Consider the following 20,746-nt stretch of genomic DNA (forward strand, 5'->3'; position numbering starts at 1 on the left):
CCTAGTTATATCATAAAATCAATCATTGTACTAGCTGGAGGAGTATTGGTATTTTCCAAGCCTGCCCGAATCTTGCTTTCGAAAATATCATAATCCACTAAAAACGCATCATGCCCATAATCCGATGCAAATTCAAAATATTGTAAATTTACCTGTGCTTGCTCCAACAAGGTTTTACTCTTGTGCAAGTCATTAATTTTAAAAAGCTGATCATTGGTCACTGCAACGAGAGTATAACGAGCCTTAATCCGTGCTAAGGCGGTCTTAATATTGTCAAAACCGACCGCTGGATCATATAAATCCAACGCTCGCAATAAATGTAAATAACTGTTGGCATCAAAACGATCAAGAAATTTTTGACCTTGATAGGTTAAATAACTTTCCACCTGAAACCAATCGCCCCAATATTGCCCCTCTGCTTTGGTCGCTCGCCCAAAGGCTTTGGCTAACTGAATATCCGTACGATAGGTCAACATGCCTAACATTCGGGCAATCGCTAACCCTTTGGCTGGTGGTTCGCCATCATAATAGTCCCCACCATTAAAATTGGGATCATTCAGAATCGCTTGACGCATAACGTGATTAAATCCAATGGCTTCCGCACTAAAGGTTAAAGAAGAACAAAGATTAACCACATTATCCACAAAATCAGGATAATAAATCGCCCATTGGGTCGCTTGCATACCACCAAAAGAACCGCCTACGACAGCATGTAAATGGGAAATTTGTAAAGCATCTAACAGGGCTTTTTGTACCCGAACCAAGTCTTGTACAATCACATTGGGAAATTGGCTACCATAGGGTTTACTCGTTTTCGGATTAATAGACACAGGACCCGTTGTGCCTTTACAACCGCCCAACACATTTGAGCAAATAAAAAAATATTTATCCGTATCAAAAGCCAACCCCTTACCCATGAAATTCTGCCACCAGCCTGTGCTATTTAGTTCTGTAGAATAAGGTTCGGCATCCCCTGTTAAAGCGTGACATAATAAAACAACATTACTCTTATCCACATTCAACTCGCCATAAGTTTGGTAAGCCACTTCAATATGATCAAGTTTCCCACCTAGCACAAGATCTAGCGGTTCCTGCTCAAATAAGGTAATTTTTTGTACTGCCATTGATTATCCTGTTGTTCGGGGATAAAAATTTTTACGATGAGCTATAAACTACCTAGGATAATGTCGATTGTCAAGAAATTTTAGACGTTTAGACGGCTAAAATTTAGAATTGATTATAGCGAAAAATATCTTCTATCCTAACGAAAAAACGCTATTACTAACAATAACAACTTGAGTACCTTACATTATTTTTTAATATACTTGCAAAGTTTCTATTTGATGAATACAATGCAAGGCATTGACTTATATTATTATCACTATAACGGAGTTTATTATGCAAAAATTCAAATTATATCTTTTGACTCTAATTTCTGTTTTATACCTTAACACTGGCTATGCCTTAGAAGCCAAAGACTTCGATTTAAGTGGGTTTAAACCTGGAATGAGCTATGAACAAGTAAAAGAAAAAACAGATGCTTTTACCAATGATGACGGTAAGAAAACAATGATATTTAAATCTGACAACAAGCTCAAAAATAATGAACCTTATATTCGTAAAATTATTACCTATAAAAATAAAATTGAATTTGCGTTTGAGTTTGTACCATCGACTGAAAATGATGACTTATTACTGTATTCTATTGAGTATAAAGTGCCAAACACCACAGAAAATATCACAAATCTCCTTGATGCAACTTATGCTAAATTTGGTGATCCGCAATATGGCGAAAAAGCCGTTAATCAGACTCAAGAATGGTGTGATCAACCACGTTCTACCAAACGTTGTGAAAAAGATCTCAAGCTCAAATACATAGCTTCGACTAATTTCATCACATTACAGGATGGATCTTATTTAAAAACTTATAACAATAAGAAAAATAAAGTTAAAATTGAATTATAAAAGGAAAAGTGCGGTGTAAATTCTTTTAAAATATTTGCACCGCACTTTACTCTTAACAACTATTCTTCACCCAGCAACTTCAATTCCCGTCCCCGAACTTGTGCTTTCAAGATTTGCACAAATTCATCAACATCATAAGTGCCTAAATCCGTACCTTTGCGTGTCCGCACGGCGATTTTGTTTTCGGCAATTTCTTTGTCGCCACAAACCAGCATATAAGGCACACGGCGTAAGGTGTGTTCACGGATTTTGAAACCGACTTTTTCGTTGCGTAAATCAGATTTCACACGCAAACCAGCGTCCGAAAGTTTTTTCGTGACGGCTTGCACATAATCTGCTTGGCTGTCGGTGATATTCATCACTACCGCTTGCACAGGGGCAAGCCACGCAGGGAAGAAACCGGCGTATTCTTCGGTGATGATGCCGATAAAACGTTCAATAGAACCTAAGATCGCACGGTGGATCATCACTGGGGTACGGCGATCGTTGTCTTCTGCTACATAAGAGGCATTTAAGCGACCCGGTAAGGCGAAGTCTAGCTGAATCGTACCGCATTGCCATTCACGACCTAAGCAGTCACGCAAGGCAAATTCAATTTTTGGACCGTAAAATGCACCCTCACCCTGTTGAATTTCATATTCAAGACCATTGTGACGTAACGCATTGGCTAAACCTTCTTCGGCACGATCCCACATTTCATCAGAACCGATACGGCTTTCTGGACGGGTAGAAAGTTTCACTGCAATATTCACAAAGCCAAAGGTGCTGTAAATGTCGTAAACCATTTTAATACAACTGGTGACTTCGCTTTCAATTTGTTCTTCGGTACAGAAAATGTGTGCATCATCTTGGGTAAAGCCACGTACACGCATTAAACCGTGCAAGGAACCTGACGGCTCATTACGATGGCATGAACCAAATTCTGCCATACGAATCGGTAAATCACGGTACGATTTTAAGCCTTGGTTGAAAATCTGCACGTGACCTGGGCAGTTCATCGGTTTAATCGCATATTCACGGTTTTCCGATTGGGTGGTGAACATTAAATCGCCGTAGTTTTGCCAGTGACCTGTACGTTCCCAAAGCACTCTGTCCATCATAAACGGACCTTTCACTTCTTGATAATCGTACTGTTTGAGTTTGGTACGCACAAAGGTTTCCAATTCACGGAAAATCGTCCAGCCGTCATTATGCCAGAATACCAAACCCGGTGCTTCTTCTTGCATGTGATATAAATCCAAGGCTTTGCCGATTTTACGGTGGTCACGTTTTGCTGCTTCTTCAAGACGAGTTAAATATTCATTTAATTGTTTTTTATCCGCCCATGCGGTGCCGTAAATGCGTTGCAACATTTTATTTTTGCTATCGCCCCGCCAGTATGCACCCGCTACTTTCATTAATTTAAAATGTTGGCAAAAACGCATATTCGGCACGTGCGGTCCACGACACATATCAATATATTCTTGGTGATGATATAAGGCCGGCGTTGCGGTGCGTTCAATGTTTTCGTCTAAAATCGCCATTTTGTACGGCTCGCCACGGCTCTCAAAAGTATCTCGTGCTTCTTGCCACGAAACGGGCTTTTTCACCACATCATAATTGGTTTTCGCCAATTCAAGCATGCGTTTTTCTAAGGCATCAATATCTTCTTGGGTTAATGAACGATCTAAATCCACATCATAATAAAAGCCGTTTTCAATGGTTGGACCGATCGCCATTTTGACATCAGGGAATAATTGTTTAATCGCATGTCCCAATAAATGAGCCGTGGAATGGCGGATAATTTCCAAACCGTCTTCGTCTTTGGCGGTAATAATCTCTAATTTGCTGTCTTCTGCAATCATATCGCAAGCGTCTTTACGCTCGCCATTAACACGCCCTGCAATGGTGGCTTTGGCAAGACCTGCCCCAATATTTTGTGCTACTTCTAAAACAGAAACAGGGTGATCGAATTGACGTTGTGAACCGTCTGGTAAAGTAATAATAGGCATGTTGTATCCTTGTTTACAGTGGTCGCCCATACGAAAGGCGACTTGTTGCATTTACGTTAAATTAAGTTGAGTTAAAATAAAAAATTTCATTAAAAAGCACCGCACTTTGTGCTATACCTACGTTGTATAGCCCAAAAGTGCGGTGACAAAATTCCAACAGGAATTTTGAACGTTGCTTGCAACGGGGGCAAAGCCCCGAGCAATCCTATTAAGGATTGTGAGTAATTTTAGCATAATTTTTTAAAAATTTGATATTCGTCACAGATTATTCATGAAAATAAGTTTATGATTAAGTTAGTTTCAGAGGTAATTTAGGGAGTAGCTATGTGGAAATCAGTTTCTCAAGTATTAGCGGATCAATTTGGTGCCTACTATTCCATCAAAGAAAAAGATAAAGTGCATACGGGTGAAATGCACGAATCTTGGTTAATTGATGATGGCATACAACCTGTTTTTGTCAAGACTAACGATAAAACCTATCGTTCCATGTTTCGAGCTGAAGCCGATCAAATTGAATTATTAACCAAAACACATACCATTGACCTACCTAAAGTTTACGGTGTGGGTTGTTCGCAAAATCATAGTTTTTTATTGCTTGAAGCCTTGCAATTAGAAACACCTAGCCCTGAAGAATTTGCAGATTTTGGTATCGCATTAGCGAAATTACACCAAATTAAAGGGCTTGAGGGCTATGGTTTAGATTTTGATACTTGGCTCGGTTCTGTTTATCAACCGAACGAATGGCGAACTAACTGGGCAACTTTTTTTGCAGACCAACGAATCGGTTGGCAATTACAACTCTGTAAAGAACGGGGTATAAATTTCGGTAACATTGAAGAAATTGTTGCCGTGGTGGCAGCTCGACTTGCCAAACATAAACCAACGCCATCTTTATTGCATGGCAATCTATGGATTGAAAACTGTGGTTCATTTAATCATAAAATTTATTGTTACGACCCTGCTTGTTACTGGGGTGACCGTGAATGTGATCTGGCTTTTACCGAATTATTCGAGCCATTTCCTGATGAATTTTATCAAAATTATCACCGCACTTATCCACTAACAGAGGATTATATTGAACGCAAACCGATTTATCAGCTTTACTATTTGCTTAATTTCAGTCATCGCTTTAAAGGGCATTATGTGGAATTAACCAAACGTTTTTTGGAATTGATTTTGTAGAAAATCTAATAAAAAAACACCGCATTTTACTGGGAAAATCAAAAAAGTGCGGTGTTTTTTTGCTGTTTTTTTAAATTGCTCTATCAAAATAAAGATCAATTCCACTTAATTTCGCCATGGTATGAATATAATTTTCAATACGGCTTGGGAATTTCAGCCCTTTCACGCAAGTTAAATTACGCAACATCGGGAACAATATAATATCTTCAATAGATAGTTGCTGACCATTCGCTTTATCTTCCGCCAAAATCAAGGTTTCAAGCATAGGCAAATCTTGTTGTAATCTTGCTAAATATTGCTCCGTTTGAGCCAAATTTTCAGTAAAATCACCGATAGATGCCGATTTCTTATTAACAAAATAGTCTAATGCACTTTGCGTTTTATATTCTGGTAAACCTAACCGCACAAAACGTGGCAAAAGAAGATGATTATAATAGCTACCGATTTGTTTAATCATGCTTTCTAATTCGGGACGAACCTGATCAGACAAGCATTTTTCAGCATAATGTTGATCCACATAACGCACAATATCTAAACTTTCTGGCATGGCAGAACCATCATCTTTTAACAAAATAGGGACGGCTTTTTTACCAATTAATCCCACTGGTGTGGCTTCATCATCATTTTGAATATAAACCAATTCAACTGGAAGCTGTTTAAAACCAAAAATCATTCTGGCACGTACACAATAAGGGCAGTGATCGTAAACATAAAGTTTCATCTTTTTCTCCTTTCATTCATCATCATATTACCATTTAAATATTTCAAACAGGGTTTTCCATTGTTCATCTAACCCTGCGTTCACCTGAACTAGCTCATTTGTGACAGGGTGACTGAATTCAAGTTTTTCGGCATGTAACATCAACCGACTTACACCTGTTTTTTCTGCTAATGCTCTATTTTGGTGTAAATCACCATATTGGGTATCACCTAAAATCGGGTGAAAAATATGTTTCAGATGACGGCGTAACTGATGTTTTCGCCCTGTTTGTGGAATTAAACGAACTAACGAATAACGTGCCGTTTGATATTTCCCTACCGCATAAGGCATTTCAACAGTTTTTAAGCCTTGATAATCCGTGATTGCTGACTGTGGAGCTTTGTCTGTTTGAGAAAATTTATCAGCAATTTTATCTAATTGAATTTTAAGTGGATAATCTATACGATCTGAACCTATCAAATAACCACGTACCACCGCTAAATAGCTTTTCTGGACGGTTTTATTTTCAAACTGCTGACAGATTAAATTAGCGATTTCCGCATTTAACGCAAACAATAACACACCCGAAGTTGGGCGATCCAAACGATGAATCGGGAAAACATGCTGACCAATTTGATCTCGCAAGGTCTGCATCACAAACTGTGTTTCATGCCTATCTAACCAACTGCGATGTACCAACATACCCGCAGGTTTATTCACTGCAACGATATATTGATCTTGATATAAGATTTCTAGCATTGAGTTAACAGCTTTTCAATTTCAATGATCGGTCTTAACAATTCACTTAACCGCTCTTGCTCTTTTAAGGCTTCTTCCACATAAGGTGAAATCGCAATTTTGCTTGGCAACGCTGCTCCCGCTTCCAACAACGCCCACATTCTCGGGATAAAAATCCACTGTAACCATTCGTGAGCTTGCATATAGTCAATGGCAAAAGGCTCTTGACTGGCAAAGGCTTGTTCAGACGGTGGCACAGTTTGCCATAGGTCTAGTTCTTGTAGGATTTTTTGTAAATCACGTAAATGGGTTTTGGTTTTGTGATGTAAGAGTTGAGCCATTTATTCATTTTCCTTGATTGACCAAATCTACTAGTCTAGGAATCTGCTCAAGTAATTTTGGAACTTGATGATTTAACGTTTCCCATACTAACAAAGGATCAATTTCATTATAACCATGAACTAACCGATGTCGCATTCCTGCAATATCTTTCCATGGAATAAAATCTGTCAGTAACAAAAAATCAGGTTCCTTTTGTTTTAATGTAGTGCTAATTTCGCCTAAAGTGATCAGATTAAGGGTAACAGCTTGCTGTGTTTTGCGATCTTTTAAAAAATCCGCTTCCGTCATCCCCTCTATAAATAACAAGGCTTCTTCTGCATAGCATTGCAAATCGTTTATATAGCTCAATAATCTATTCATACTGAAATCGCTTCCCGTAATACTGTTTCTTTAAATTTCAAAGGTAAACTGCTTTCTTCCATTAAATCAAAATTCTCACCAAACACTTCTTGTAAATCAGAGCATAACCCCCCAATATCAAACAAACTTGAACCAGGTAAAACTTCTACTAAAAAATCAATATCACTATTTTCTGTATCTTCACCACGAGCAACGGATCCAAATACCCTTAAATTTTGTAATTTAGGATAAGTGGAAAAAATTTGTCTTACTTTTGTTCTGTTTTGATTTAGAATTTCGGAAGGTTTCATTTTAGTTTACCTAGTTGTTATCAACATAACTTATTATAGGGACTGTTGTTCTCGATCTCAATCTCAAATTAAGGTAACATAACCGCCATTTTAATTAAATTTTTAGCAAAAAATGTACCTCATCGACATCTTTTTACAAAACAAACAGCCTGAACGATACCAACAGCAATTTATTCTACTTGCTGAACTGATTGATGAATGGCGTTATAACGGGCAAATTCTGGGACGTGAGATTCCTGTTTTTAAAGCGGAACAAGAAGATCTATTTGGATTTGGAATCAAGGTTATTTGCCCTGAACAACATAGCCTATTGCCTGAACATAATAACAGCGAAGTCAATCGTTGCCTTGAAAATTTGGAAAAGTGCGGTGTTTTTTTGCAAAGTTTTCAGATTGTGGCAGACGATTTAATGTCAGATCAAACCAACCAAAACGATCCAACATGGCAAGTGCTTTACACCACTTATTTACGCTCTAGCTCACCTGTGGTGAATGGCGATAATCTTGCCCCAATTCCACTGTATAAAATTGCTCAAAACCAACCGCACTTAAGCCTTGATTTAATCAAATGGTTGGAAAATTGGCAAGCCTGCGATCAATTGCAGATGAATGGTTCTGTATTAGAAAAATCTGCCCTACTTGAAATTTCAGATATTAATAGCCATTTAACTAAACATGGTCGGGCATTATGTCAAGAGATAGAACAGGCTACTAATGTGCCAACCTACTATTATCTTTACCGTATCGGGGGCGATAATTTGAGTGCTGAACAACAACGTCGTTGCCCTTGTTGTGGTGGTGAATGGCGGTTAAATACCCCCATTGCAGACGTGTTTTATTTTAAATGTGATCATTGCCGTTTAGTGTCAAATTTATCGTGGAATTTTTTATAAGGAAACAATATGCAAGACTATATTATTGAAATTAATCAACAAAATATTACAGAAACGTTACAACTTTCCCAACAAACGCCATTAGTTTTGGTATTTTATGCTCCAAGCCACGAAACTTCGTTAAATTTCACCGCACTTTTAACCCGTTATGCAGATAAATATCAAGGGCAATTTTTACTAGCAAAAGTCAACTGTGAAACAGAACAACAAATTGTCATGCAATTTGGTATTCAAGCCTTGCCAACCACTTATTTATTTAAAGAAGCTCAAGCCGTGGATGCGTTTCAAACCGCCTTACCCGAAGATCAGCTTGAACAACATTTAGCCTTGATTTTACCCAAAGAAGAAGAAATTAAATTTAATTTGGCGTTGGATTTCTTACAGGCTGAAAACTATGAAGCCGCCTTACCTTTATTAAAAGAAGCATGGCAAGCATCAGAACAAAAAAATAGTGATATAGCCCTACTCTATGCGGAAACCTATATTACCATGAAAAAAACCGAACCAGCCCAAGAGATTTTGAATAAAATCCCTTTACAAGATCGTGATAGTCGCTGGCAAGGCTTGCAAGCTCAAATTGATTTATTAATCAAAGCTGCCGATACGCCCGAAATTCAGCAATTACAACAAGATTATGAGCAAAATCCACGTCCTGATGTTGCGTTAAAATTAGCTGTACAACTTCATCAAGCCAATCGAGATGAGCAAGCGTTAGAATTGTTATTTAGTATTTTGCGACAAGATTTAAATGCAGAAAACGGTGAAGTAAAAAGGCTATTTTTGGAAATTATTGCTGCTCTAGGTAGCGACCCTATGGCTAATAAGTATCGCCGATTGATTTATTCGCTATTGTATTAATAAAAATTTGTTATAATGAACAGGCTTTATAAATAAAAGGAGTTATTATGTCAGAAATTAAACACAGTAAATTATTAATTTTAGGTTCAGGTCCTGCTGGTTACACAGCTGCAATTTATGCGGCTCGTGCTAACTTGAAACCCGTTTTAGTGACAGGTTTACAACAGGGCGGTCAGCTCACTACGACTACGGAAATCGAGAACTGGCCTGGTGATTTTGGTGATACAACTGGTCCAGAATTAATGCAACGTATGTTACAACATGCGGAAAAATTTGATACGGAAATCATCTTTGATAATATTGGCAAAGTAGATTTATCTCATCGTCCATTTAAACTTTATGGTGATGTGCAAACTTTCTCTTGCGATGCCTTAATTATTGCCACTGGAGCCTCCGCTCGTTATCTTGGTTTGCCATCCGAAGAAGCGTTCAAAGGACGTGGTGTGTCGGCTTGTGCAACTTGCGATGGTTTCTTTTATCGTAACAAACCTGTTGCCGTCATTGGTGGTGGTAATAGTGCTGTAGAAGAAGCATTATATTTAGCTAATATTGCTAGCGAAGTACATTTAATCCACCGCCGTGATAGTTTCCGTGCAGAAAAAATCTTAATCGACCGTTTATACAGAAAAGTGGAAGAGGGCAAAATTATTCTGCATACCTACCGCACTTTAGATGAAGTGTTGGGCGATAATACGGGCGTAACGGGTGTCCGCTTGAAAGATACGCAATCAGACAACACCGAAGAATTGAAAGTAGATGGCGTTTTTGTGGCTATTGGTCACGCCCCAAATACAGAGATTTTTAAAGATCAATTAACCTTGAATAACGGCTATATTGTGGTGAAATCAGGCTTAGATGGCAATGCTACGGCAACTAGCGTAGAGGGTGTTTTTGCTGCAGGTGATGTGATGGATCATAATTATCGTCAAGCAATCACTTCTGCTGGAACGGGTTGTATGGCAGCACTAGATGCGGAACGTTTTTTGGACGCATTAGAATAGTATTTTAAGTGGATTTATCCAACCTTTAAACTTTGAGTAATTTCGGGCGAACATCTGTTCGCCCCTAAAATTTTATACAAAATGGAAAAACAACGTCAAAAATATCTGTTTAAATGGTTGCGACAACAACAGAAACCGATAAAAAAATTATTAAGCCTAAATGTGGGACTAGCGACTTTATCATCTTTGATTTTAGTGGGACAAACTTGGTTGCTGGCGAGTCTTTTGCATCATTTTATTATCCAACAAACTCCACGTTCGGAACTATTACCCTATTTTATTGGCTTGATTGTTGGTTTTGCATTGCGAGCATTGATTTTATATCTGCGTGAAAGAATTGGCTTTAACTGTGGTCGGCAATTACGCAATATTATTCGTCAACAAATTTTGGATAAAATCCATTCTGTCGGACCTGCTACCATTCAAGGTAAACCTGCTGGTAGCTGGGCAAGTTTAATGTTGGAACAAGTGGAAAATCTACATAATTTTTATGCTCGTTATCTACCTCAACAAATGTTGTCGGCGATTGTTCCCGTTATTATTTTAATTGCTGTTTTTCCGCTTAATTGGGTGGCAGGTTTAATTCTCTTATTCACAGCCCCCCTAATTCCTATTTTTATGATTTTAGTCGGTTTAGCAGCATCGGATAAAAATCAGCAAAACATGGCAATGCTAGCCAAATTAAGTGGGCAATTTCTCGACCGCTTACGTGGGCTAGAAACTCTACGTCTATTTAACCGTGCCGAAGAACAAACTGAGTATATTGAGAAATCCACCGAGGATTATCGCATTAGCACCATGGACGTATTAAAAATGGCATTTTTATCGTCTGCAGTATTAGAATTTTTTACCTCTATTTCCATTGCCATTGTCGCAGTTTATTTTGGTTTTAGTTATCTCGGACAAATTGACTTTGGTAGTTTTAGTAATAACACTGGAATTACCCTATTTGCAGGCTTTTTCTGTTTAATTCTCGCACCTGAATTTTATCAACCCCTACGTGATCTTGGCACTTATTATCACGACCGAGCAGCCGCTATTGGGGCAGCCGATGCTATTGCAGAATTTATTGAAACTGACTATCAAACGGTACAAGCTGACCACAACCAGCAAATTCCCAATCAAAGTGCGGTGGAAATTATGGCAGAAAATTTGGTAATCTTGTCACCACAAGGCAAGGCTCTCACCCAACCGCTTAATTTTCATTTAGCTAAACAATCTCATACAGCGTTGGTGGGGCAAAGCGGGGCAGGAAAAACATCTTTAATTAACGTATTACTCGGTTTTCTGCCTTATCAAGGCAGTTTGAAAATTAACGGAATAGAACTCAATCAAGCCGATCTCACCCAATGGCGAAAACAAATTGCATGGGTAGGGCAAAATCCGTTGTTGTTGCAAGGCACGATTAAACAAAATCTGTTACTCGGTGATATTCAAGCCTCGGACGAACAAATTGATATAGCTTTAAGCCAAGCCAACGCCAAAGAATTTACCGATCACCTTGGCTTAAATGCAGAAATCAAAGATGGCGGTGTAGGCATATCGGTAGGGCAAGCTCAACGCTTGGCGATTGCTCGAGCCTTATTGCGTCAAGGTAATTTGTTGTTATTAGATGAACCAACAGCCAGCTTAGATGCTAAATCGGAAACGCAAGTATTGACCGCATTAACCCAAATTAATCAAGCCCAAACCACCTTGATGATCACCCACCGTATTGAAGATTTAAAGCAATGTGATCAGATTTTGGTGATGCAACAGGGGCAACTGGTGCAACAAGGACACTTCGAACAGTTGCAACAGCAAGGTTATTTTGCTGAACTTTTAGCCCAACGTCATCAAGACGTACAATAAGAGAGAAAATATGCGTTCACTACTTCCTTTTTTACCCTTATTTAAACAGGCAAAATTTCCACTGTTTTTAGGTGTGGTGTTGATGATTGGCGGGCTTGCTTGCAGTATTGGCTTGCTCACGCTATCAGGTTGGTTTTTATCGGCTACTGCCATTGCTGGGGCTGGAACGTTATTTAACTATTTTTATCCCTCATCAAGCGTACGTGGTTTAGCGATTGGTCGTACTGCAATGCGTTATGCTGAAAAAATTGTGACTCACGATGCCACTTTCCGTATTTTGGCTAAATTACGTGTTCAGGTATTCAGCAAAATTATTCCACTTTCCCCTGCGGTATTAAATCGTTATCGTAACAGTGATTTACTTAACCGCTTAGTGGCTGATGTGGATACGCTCGATAGCCTATATTTACGCCTGATTGCTCCATTTATCAGTGCGATAGTGGTGATTGGAATGATGACTCTGGTGTTAAGTCTATTTAATCTTTCCCTTGCCTTATTAATTGGTGCAATCCTATTGATTCTATTACTGATTATTCCAAGTGTATTTTATTTTTTAGGCTTAACTTTCGGTAATAAACTCACCCGATCTCGTTCCCTTTATCGTATGCACTTTGTAGAATTTATTCAGGCTCAAGCGGAATTATTACTGTTTAATGCACAAGATAATTTGCAACAAAAATTAGATCAAACGGAACAACAATGGCAAAGTTATCAACAACGTGAAAGCAATTTAGCAGGACTTTCTACTGCTGTTTTAATGTTTGCTAATGGCTTATTAGTGGTGTTGACTTTATGGATTTCCTCCAATATTGAATTTGCTATTGAAGAATATCGTCTTGCATTTATTGGCTTGTTTACGCTATCCGCATTAGCCTCTTTTGAGATTTTAATGCCGTTAGGTGCAGCGTTCTTGCATATTGGACAAGTGATTTCATCTGCTCAACGTGTCAGCGAAATTATTGACCAACCACCGCTGGTACAATTTGAGGGAACAGAAACTGCGGTGAATTTTTCCAATGTTTTATTTGATCTTAAAAATATCAGCTTTCGTTATCCTGAACGGCAAGATATTGCCTTAAAACAGGTGAATTTACAGATTAAACCAAAACAAAAAGTTGCCATTTTGGGCAAAACTGGCAGTGGTAAATCCACTCTATTACAACTGTTAGTACGAAATTATGATCCGCTACTCGGTGAAATTCATTTTGCCAATAAACGGATTTCTGCTTACAGTGAAAATATTCTCCGCCAGCAAATTTGCTTTTTAACTCAACGGGTGCATATTTTTAGCGACAGTTTACGCAATAATCTACAATTTGCCACAGCAGCACCGCTTTCCGATGAAAAAATGACAGACGTGCTAATACAAGTTGGTTTGCAAAACTTAGTGGAACAAGGTTTAGAACAGTGGTTAGGTGATGGCGGTCGCCCTCTTTCAGGCGGTGAACAACGCCGCTTAGGCTTGGCGAGAATTTTATTGAGTGATGCACCAATTTTATTATTAGATGAACCTACCGAGGGTTTAGATCGTGAAACTGAACGTCAAGTGTTAAACCTGATTTTGCAACATTGCCAAGATAAAACCTTGCTGATGGTAACTCATCGTTTAACCGCTATTGAGCAGTTTGATAATATTGTAGTCATTGATAGTGCGGAACTGGTGGAACAAGGTAGTTATGCGGAATTAAGCCAGAAACAAGGTTATTTCCACTCCTTAATTCAACGAATTTAAAGAAAAAATCTGATACAAAAAAATACCGCACTTTTGTTCTTGTCAAAGTGCGGTATTTTTATACAGTTTTTTATTTTATTAGAAAATTGCCACAGACAAACCTACAACAATAGCTAATGAAAGCACTACCATAATCATAGCATAACCAAAATCACTCATACTTTTCTCCTGATGTTTTTAATTAATAAAATCATATATTTTTCATTTTATCAGTTTAATTTATTTTTTCATACATTTTTTATAATTTTACCTTATAATAATGTAAATTTTCAGGGAGGTAAAAATGGCAACTATTAAAGACGTAGCAAAAATAGCAGGCGTATCAACTACTACCGTTTCTCATGTCATCAATAAAACCAGACATGTTGCAGAAGATACTAAACAAGCTGTATTAAATGCGATTCGAACACTTAGTTATTCACCAAGTGATGTGGCTCGTAGTCTTAAAATTAATACTACAAAATCTATTGGTATGATTGTTACCACCAGCGAATCCCCTTACTTTGCAGAAATCATTCACGCCGTTGAAAACCATTGTTATCGTCAAGGCTATTCATTATTTTTATGTAATACCCAAAATGATACAAAAAAAATTAAAAATCACTTGGAAATGTTAGCAAAAAAACGCGTTGATGGTGTATTGATTATGTGTGCCGAATATCATCAAGAAAGTATTGACTTATTTAATAATTTTCAAGATCTACCGCTGGTTGTTATGGAATGGGGAATTCAACATAGCAATAATGATATGATTTTGGATAACAGTTTTAATGGTGGTTATTTGGCAACCCAACATTTAATTGAGAATGGTCATCAAAAAATCGGGATTATTTCTGGAGAACTGAATAAAACCACTGCTCAAACTCGTTTTCAAGGCTTTGAAAAAGCCATGTCGGATGCTGGCTTAACCCTTAATCCAAACTGGATTCAAGAGGGTTCTTTTGAACCCGAAGATGGTTATGAATGTATGAATAAAATTCTTGAACAGCAAGAATTACCTACGGCTGTATTTTGTTGTAATGATGTAATGGCATTAGGTGCGATTTCCGCTATTACAGAAAAAGGTTTACGCGTGCCTGATGATATTTCGATTATTGGCTACGATAATATTCATTCATCACGGTTTTACGCTCCCCCACTTACCACTATTCATCAATCTAAAGCAAGACTAGGTGAGCGTGCATTACAATTACTGCTGGAACGTATTCATCATAAAAATACGGAAAGAGAAACCATTGAAATCTATCCCGAATTGGTGGTACGCAAGTCCGTGAAAAACATCAAATAATATTAACCAAACTGCGGTGTTTTTTACTGTAATTTGTTACTACTTTATTCTGTTGCGAGTTCCACAATTTTCAAAATGACATTCACTGTACTTTCCATGCCTTCAAGGCTAATTAGTTCGTGAATGCTATGGAAATTATATCCTCCAGTAAAGATATTCGGACAAGCCAACCCTTTTTCCGCTAACCACGCCCCATCCGTACCTCCACGGATTGGTTTATGATTTGGTTTGATACCACATGCTCGCATTGCCTGATCAGCCAGTTCAATAGATCGTGGTACTTGACGGATACAATTATACATATTTTTATAGCTATCTTGAATTTCCAACTGGAGTGGTTGGCGTAAATTCTTTTGTTGATTAAATTGATTAACTATATCCGTTAAAAAGGCTTTACGTTGTTCAAATTTCTCGCTATCAAAATCCCGAATTAAATAATGTAATTCTACTTTACTAATATCACCCACCAAGCGATTTAAATGAAAAAAGCCTTGTTTATCTGCAGTTTTTTCTGGTACTTCATCAGCTGGTAATAGTTGTTGAAACTCACAAGCCAAAGTTAACGCATTAACCATTTTATCTTTAGCATAACCAGGGTGGATACCGTTACCCAAGATCGTCACAGTAGCACTAGCTGCATTAAAGTTTTCATATTCCAACTCACCTACGGCACCACCGTCAATAGTATATGCCCAGTCGCAAGGGAATTTGTCCATTTCGAAAAATTGCATCCCTAAACCAATTTCTTCATCTGGTGTGAAAGCAATACGAATATTACAGTGAGCTTGTTCGCCGTTCTTTAGTATAGAAAGTGCGGTCATAATTTCCGCAATTCCAGATTTATTATCCGCCCCTAATAAGGTTGTGCCATCTGTCACAATCAAGGTTTTGCCGATTAATTGAAGCATAAAGGGATACATTACAGGACTAATAAATTTTTCTCCCGAACCTAAGGCAATTTCCCCACCACGATAATTCACAATCACTTCTGGATTGACATTCTTGCCACTACAATCTGGTGATGTATCTAAATGAGCAATTAAACCAATGGTAGGAGCATTCATCACATTACTTGGTAAATAAGCAGTTAAAATACCATTTGGCGAAAGATTAATCTCTTCTAACCCTAATGCCTGTAATTCTTGTACTAAATATTTGGCTAATTTAAGTTGACCTGGTGAGCTAGGTGAATACTTCGCCCCGACTTTAGCTTGCGTATCAAAAGACACATAATTCAAAAATCGTTCAAGTAAATAATTGCGTTCACACGTTGACATGGTATTCTCCTTTTAACCCTTTGTTTAATTATGCAAAAACAAATTTTTCAATGCAATTTTTTTCTAAAATTTATGCCCGAAGTTTTATCTAAATCAATTTTTGAGCATTTATATCTTTATAAATAAAAAAATTTGGCTAAAAAGACATTATTCCCTTTTCATTAGCGAACAATAGCTATATCATAAGTGTTCAAAAAACTCGGTGCTTACTTGTCGTTAAGTAAGTGTTGTACTTCTATTTAACTAACCCATATTAGTTTTTCAGGGAGAAAACCAAAGCTAGTGGAAAAAACGACTAAACCTATCGTTGAGCTACGCTCTCTTACTAAATCCTATGGTGATAACACCATTATCAAAGACTTCAATTTAACCATTAATAATGGTGAATTTGTTACCATTTTAGGTCCTTCAGGCTGTGGTAAAACTACCGTTTTACGCTTGATTGCAGGTTTTGAAGAAGTTAATGACGGTCAAATTATTCTTGACGGCGAAGATGTCACGAATATTCCAGCAGAACAACGTCATGTGAATACCGTATTCCAAAGTTATGCCCTCTTTCCACACATGACGATTTTTGAAAATGTGGCATTTGGATTGCGTATGCAAAAAGTACCTGAAGCAGAAATTAAGCCTAGAGTTCTTGATGCTTTGCGTATGGTGCAATTAGAAGAAATGGCGGAACGTAAACCAAGCCAACTTTCTGGTGGTCAACAACAACGTATCGCCATTGCTCGTGCGGTGGTCAATAAGCCGAAAGTCTTATTATTAGACGAATCTTTATCTGCATTAGATTACAAATTACGTAAACAAATGCAGAATGAATTGAAATCCTTACAACGTCAATTAGGCATTACCTTTATTTTCGTGACCCACGATCAGGAAGAAGCCTTAACCATGTCAGATCGTATTATCGTATTGAAAAAAGGTAATATCGAGCAAGATGGTTCACCGCGTGAAATTTATGAGGAACCGAGCAATTTATTCGTGGCGAAATTTATTGGTGAAATCAATATTTTTGATGCTGTGGTATTACACCGTGTTGATGAGCAACGTGTTAAAGCCAATGTGGAAGGTCGTATTTGCGATATTTATGTTGAGCAACAAGTTCACGAGGGTCAAAAATTAAAAGTATTATTACGTCCTGAAGATGTGTTATTAGAAGAACTTGATGATAATGAACAATCAAGTGCGATTATTGGATATATTCGTGAACGTAATTACAAAGGTATGACCCTTGAATCCACCGTTGAACTAGAACATAACGGAAAAATGGTGCTGGTTAGCGAATTCTTTAACGAAGACGACCCGAATATCGATCACTCATTAGATCAAAAAGTGGCTGTCACTTGGATTGAAAAATGGGAAGTGGTATTGAATGATGAAAATGACAACCAATAAATTCCAGAAAGTGACTGTCGGCATTATTTTTGCTTGGCTAATTTTCTTTGTTTTTGCACCTAACTTCTTGGTGTTTATTGTCAGCTTTCTCAGTAAAGATGCCAGTAATTTCTATGCCCTACCATTTACTTTCGAGAATTACACTCGACTGTTTGAACCTTTATATGGTACCGTAGTGTGGAATTCTTTATATATGTCGGGAATTGCCACGATTTTATGTTTGCTTATCGGTTATCCGTTCGCCTTTATCATGACAAAAATCAACGAAAAATACCGTCCGTTTTTGTTATTCCTATTGGTATTACCATTTTGGACTAACTCACTGATTCGTATTTACGGCATGAAAGTGTTTCTTGGGGTAAAAGGGATTCTGAATGAATTTCTGTTATCTTTAGGCGTTATTAGCGAGCCAATTCGTATTTTAAATACCGAAATCGCGGTGATTATCGGTTTAGTGTATTTGCTATTACCGTTTATGATTTTGCCACTCTACTCAGCGATTGAGAAATTAGATCATCGCTTATTAGAAGCTGCGAAAGATTTGGGTGCTAATGCAGTACAACGCTTTATTAAAATCATTATTCCACTCACTATGCCAGGAATTGTGTCGGGTTGCTTATTAGTATTACTGCCAGCTATGGGAATGTTCTATGTAGCAGACTTATTAGGTGGGGCAAAAGTCTTATTAGTGGGTAATGTAATTAAGAGTGAGTTCTTAATTTCGCGTAACTGGCCATTTGGTTCAGCAATCAGTATCGGCTTAACCATTCTAATGGCGTTATTGATTTTCGTTTACTACAAAGCGAATAAATTACTGAATAAGAAAGTGGAGTTAGAATAATGGGTCGTATCCTACGTAGTTTCTTTATGTTGTTGGTATATGCCTATTTGTATATTCCAATTGTTATTTTAGTTGGTAATTCTTTCAACGGCGATCGCTATGGATTGAATTGGAAAGGGTTTACTTGGAACTGGTATGAGCGTTTATTTAATAACGATACGCTTATCCAAGCGGCTATTCACTCTGTCGTGATCGCTTTTGTTGGTGCCACTCTAGCGACTATTATTGGTAGCTTAACAGCCATCGCATTGTATCGCTATAAGTTCCGTGGTAAACAAGCCGTAAGCGGTATGTTATTCGTGGTAATGATGTCGCCTGATATTGTGATGGCGGTTTCATTGTTAGCCCTATTTATGATGGTGGGTATTTCATTAGGTTTTTGGTCATTATTGTTGGCTCATATTACTTTCTGTTTACCTTACGTTGTGGTCAGCGTTTATTCTCGTCTAAAAGGGTTTGATTTGCGTATGCTAGAGGCGGCTAGAGATCTTGGTGCCAGTGAAGTCACCATTTTGCGTAAAATTATTTTACCATTAGCGTTACCTGCAATTATTTCAGGCTGGTTATTAAGTTTCACACTATCCTTAGATGATGTGGTCGTTTCTTCTTTCGTTAGCGGTGCAAGCTATGAAATTTTACCACTGAAAATCTATTCTTTGGTAAAAACAGGGGTAACACCAGAAGTGAATGCTTTAGCCACCATTATGATTGTCCTTTCACTAATTTTAGTAATGCTCGGACAAGTTATTGGAAAAAAGGATAAAACCTAGACAAATCGGATATTTCCACATAAAATAACGCCCGACCCGAAGCTAGTCCCTAGCCCAAAGTCAGGCGTTTTTTTATGTCTTTCTATTTGAATAAATAAAAAGGCGGATACTCTTAATTACTCTCAACGGAGAAATCTTAAATGAAAAAATTAGCAGGTCTTTTCGCAGCTAGCTTAGTTGCTGTTGCTTTGACTGGTTGTAACGATAAAGAAAGCAAAACTGAAACTTCTGCAGCCCCTGCGGCAACCCCAGCAACAAGTGAAGATAAAGTGGTAAATCTTTATACTTGGACAGAATATGTGCCAGATGGTCTATTAGATGAATTCACTAAAGAAACTGGTATCAAAGTCAACGTATCAAGCCTTGAATCTAACGAAACTATGTATGCCAAAGTGAAATTACAAGGTGCTGGTTCCGATGGTTACGATGTAATTGCACCGTCAAACTACTTCGTGTCTAAAATGGCACGTGAAGGTATGTTAAAAGAGTTAGATCACAGCAAACTACCTGTGATTGCTGAACTCGATCCAGACTGGTTAAATAAAGACTATGACAAAGGCAACAAATACTCCCTACCACAATTATTAGGTGCACCAGGTATTGCGTATAACGTCAAAACCTACAAAGGATCTGATTTCACCTCTTGGGGTGACTTATGGAAACCTGAATTTGCGGGTAAAGTGCAATTATTAGATGATGCTCGTGAAGTATTCAATATTGCTTTAGTAAAATTAGGCTTAAACCCTAATACTACTAACCCAGATGAAATCAAAGCAGCTTACGAAGAATTATTGAAATTACGTCCAAACGTACTTTCTTTCAATTCAGACAACCCTGCCAACTCTTTTATTTCTGGCGAAGTTGAATTAGGTCAATTATGGAATGGTTCCGTGCGTATTGCCAAAAAAGAATCACCAGATACTATTGATATGGTGTTTCCGAAAGAAGGTCCAGTATTATGGGTAGATACTTTAGCGATTCCTGCTAATGCAAAACACCCTGATGCAGCACATAAATTAATCAATTACTTGTTAAGTGAAAAAGTAGCTGAACAATTAACCTTAGAAATTGGCTACCCAACTTCTAATGTGAAAGCAAAAGCAAAATTACCAACCGAAATTACTAGCGATCCTGCTATCTATCCTACAACAGAAGTATTGCAAAAATCTTACTGGCAAGATGATGTTGGTGAAGCGGTTGAATTATATGAAAAATATTATCAAGAGCTAAAAGCAGCAAAATAATATGATATAAACTTAAAAGGCTTTCA

20 protein-coding genes are annotated in these 20,746 nt (G+C 37.7%); 12 read left to right on the forward strand and 8 right to left on the reverse strand.

Going from position 1 to position 20,746, the window contains the following annotated elements; genetic code table 11:
- Positions 1 to 5: 5 nt before the first annotated feature.
- Positions 6 to 1,124: a homoserine O-acetyltransferase gene (locus O1Q81_RS07625; protein ID WP_386696894.1), complete on the reverse strand. Its 1,119-nt coding sequence runs from the start codon at positions 1,122 to 1,124 to the stop codon at positions 6 to 8.
- Between the two features lie 274 nt (positions 1,125 to 1,398).
- Here O1Q81_RS07625 and O1Q81_RS07630 point away from each other — a divergent pair, with 274 nt between their 5' ends.
- Positions 1,399 to 1,965, forward strand: coding sequence for a hypothetical protein (locus tag O1Q81_RS07630; RefSeq protein ID WP_386696896.1), 567 nt, complete (start codon positions 1,399 to 1,401; stop codon positions 1,963 to 1,965).
- A gap of 59 nt (positions 1,966 to 2,024) precedes the next feature.
- On the opposite strand, the gene thrS is transcribed toward O1Q81_RS07630, so the two are convergent.
- Positions 2,025 to 3,956 (reverse strand): threonine--tRNA ligase, encoded by a 1,932-nt coding sequence (thrS, locus tag O1Q81_RS07635; RefSeq protein ID WP_386696898.1) that lies wholly within the window; start codon positions 3,954 to 3,956, stop codon positions 2,025 to 2,027.
- A 324-nt stretch (positions 3,957 to 4,280) separates the two neighbouring features.
- Here thrS and O1Q81_RS07640 point away from each other — a divergent pair, with 324 nt between their 5' ends.
- Entirely contained in the window at positions 4,281 to 5,138 is an 858-nt protein-coding gene (locus O1Q81_RS07640; RefSeq protein WP_386696899.1) for a fructosamine kinase family protein, read from the forward strand.
- 70 nt (positions 5,139 to 5,208) lie between these two features.
- Here O1Q81_RS07640 and grxB read toward each other — a convergent pair whose 3' ends face one another.
- The 5 genes from grxB to O1Q81_RS07665 are packed head-to-tail and all read right to left on the reverse strand — an operon-like array spanning position 5,209 to position 7,568.
- On the reverse strand, positions 5,209 to 5,859 hold the full coding sequence (gene grxB, locus O1Q81_RS07645; RefSeq protein ID WP_386696900.1) for a glutaredoxin 2: 651 nt from the start codon (positions 5,857 to 5,859) through the stop codon (positions 5,209 to 5,211).
- 27 nt (positions 5,860 to 5,886) lie between these two features.
- On the reverse strand, positions 5,887 to 6,597 hold the full coding sequence (gene truC, locus O1Q81_RS07650; RefSeq protein WP_386696902.1) for a tRNA pseudouridine(65) synthase TruC: 711 nt from the start codon (positions 6,595 to 6,597) through the stop codon (positions 5,887 to 5,889).
- On the reverse strand, positions 6,591 to 6,917 hold the full coding sequence (locus tag O1Q81_RS07655; RefSeq protein ID WP_386686561.1) for a YqcC family protein: 327 nt from the start codon (positions 6,915 to 6,917) through the stop codon (positions 6,591 to 6,593). Before O1Q81_RS07655 ends, truC begins: the two co-directional genes overlap by 7 nt.
- A 4-nt stretch (positions 6,918 to 6,921) precedes the next feature.
- Positions 6,922 to 7,278, reverse strand: coding sequence for a DUF86 domain-containing protein (locus tag O1Q81_RS07660; RefSeq protein WP_132300462.1), 357 nt, complete (start codon positions 7,276 to 7,278; stop codon positions 6,922 to 6,924).
- Positions 7,275 to 7,568, reverse strand: coding sequence for a nucleotidyltransferase family protein (locus O1Q81_RS07665; protein ID WP_386686566.1), 294 nt, complete (start codon positions 7,566 to 7,568; stop codon positions 7,275 to 7,277). The genes O1Q81_RS07660 and O1Q81_RS07665 overlap by 4 nt, the downstream gene beginning before the upstream one ends.
- A 112-nt stretch (positions 7,569 to 7,680) precedes the next feature.
- Here O1Q81_RS07665 and O1Q81_RS07670 point away from each other — a divergent pair, with 112 nt between their 5' ends.
- The 6 genes from O1Q81_RS07670 to purR all read left to right on the forward strand — a co-directional run bounded on the left by O1Q81_RS07670 (position 7,681) and on the right by purR (position 15,190).
- Positions 7,681 to 8,460: a Zn-ribbon-containing protein gene (locus O1Q81_RS07670; protein ID WP_386696904.1), complete on the forward strand. Its 780-nt coding sequence runs from the start codon at positions 7,681 to 7,683 to the stop codon at positions 8,458 to 8,460.
- 9 nt (positions 8,461 to 8,469) lie between these two features.
- On the forward strand, positions 8,470 to 9,318 hold the full coding sequence (locus O1Q81_RS07675) for a co-chaperone YbbN (RefSeq protein ID WP_386692976.1): 849 nt from the start codon (positions 8,470 to 8,472) through the stop codon (positions 9,316 to 9,318).
- A gap of 47 nt (positions 9,319 to 9,365) precedes the next feature.
- Positions 9,366 to 10,319 (forward strand): thioredoxin-disulfide reductase, encoded by a 954-nt coding sequence (trxB, locus tag O1Q81_RS07680; protein WP_386694168.1) that lies wholly within the window; start codon positions 9,366 to 9,368, stop codon positions 10,317 to 10,319.
- Positions 10,320 to 10,400: 81 nt separating this feature from the next.
- Positions 10,401 to 12,170: a cysteine/glutathione ABC transporter permease/ATP-binding protein CydD gene (gene cydD / locus O1Q81_RS07685; protein ID WP_386686578.1), complete on the forward strand. Its 1,770-nt coding sequence runs from the start codon at positions 10,401 to 10,403 to the stop codon at positions 12,168 to 12,170.
- Between the two features lie 10 nt (positions 12,171 to 12,180).
- Positions 12,181 to 13,902 carry a cysteine/glutathione ABC transporter ATP-binding protein/permease CydC gene (cydC, locus tag O1Q81_RS07690; protein WP_386696906.1) on the forward strand — a complete coding sequence of 574 codons (1,722 nt, stop codon included), beginning with the start codon at positions 12,181 to 12,183 and terminating at the stop codon, positions 13,900 to 13,902.
- 283 nt (positions 13,903 to 14,185) lie between these two features.
- Positions 14,186 to 15,190, forward strand: coding sequence for an HTH-type transcriptional repressor PurR (gene purR / locus O1Q81_RS07695; protein WP_386686582.1), 1,005 nt, complete (start codon positions 14,186 to 14,188; stop codon positions 15,188 to 15,190).
- Between the two features lie 44 nt (positions 15,191 to 15,234).
- Here purR and pepT read toward each other — a convergent pair whose 3' ends face one another.
- On the reverse strand, positions 15,235 to 16,467 hold the full coding sequence (gene pepT, locus O1Q81_RS07700) for a peptidase T (protein ID WP_386694176.1): 1,233 nt from the start codon (positions 16,465 to 16,467) through the stop codon (positions 15,235 to 15,237).
- 282 nt (positions 16,468 to 16,749) lie between these two features.
- Here pepT and potA point away from each other — a divergent pair, with 282 nt between their 5' ends.
- The 4 genes from potA (at position 16,750) to O1Q81_RS07720 (ending at position 20,720) form a co-directional block, all read left to right on the forward strand.
- Positions 16,750 to 17,865, forward strand: a complete 1,116-nt coding sequence (gene potA / locus O1Q81_RS07705; protein ID WP_386686588.1) for a spermidine/putrescine ABC transporter ATP-binding protein PotA — start codon at positions 16,750 to 16,752, stop codon at positions 17,863 to 17,865.
- Complete coding sequence (gene potB, locus O1Q81_RS07710; RefSeq protein ID WP_386696167.1) at positions 17,846 to 18,706, forward strand: spermidine/putrescine ABC transporter permease PotB; 861 nt, start codon at positions 17,846 to 17,848, stop codon at positions 18,704 to 18,706. The genes potA and potB overlap by 20 nt, the downstream gene beginning before the upstream one ends.
- The gene (potC, locus tag O1Q81_RS07715) at positions 18,706 to 19,476 is read left to right on the forward strand and encodes a spermidine/putrescine ABC transporter permease PotC (RefSeq protein WP_386686590.1); all 771 of its coding nucleotides are present in this window, start codon (positions 18,706 to 18,708) and stop codon (positions 19,474 to 19,476) included. Before potB ends, potC begins: the two co-directional genes overlap by 1 nt.
- A 140-nt stretch (positions 19,477 to 19,616) precedes the next feature.
- Complete coding sequence (locus O1Q81_RS07720) at positions 19,617 to 20,720, forward strand: extracellular solute-binding protein (RefSeq protein WP_386694179.1); 1,104 nt, start codon at positions 19,617 to 19,619, stop codon at positions 20,718 to 20,720.
- Positions 20,721 to 20,746: the final 26 nt, after the last annotated feature.

It is taken from the genome of Lonepinella sp. MS14436, from assembly GCF_042470565.1.
In the GTDB taxonomy this organism is placed as follows: domain Bacteria; phylum Pseudomonadota; class Gammaproteobacteria; order Enterobacterales; family Pasteurellaceae; genus Lonepinella.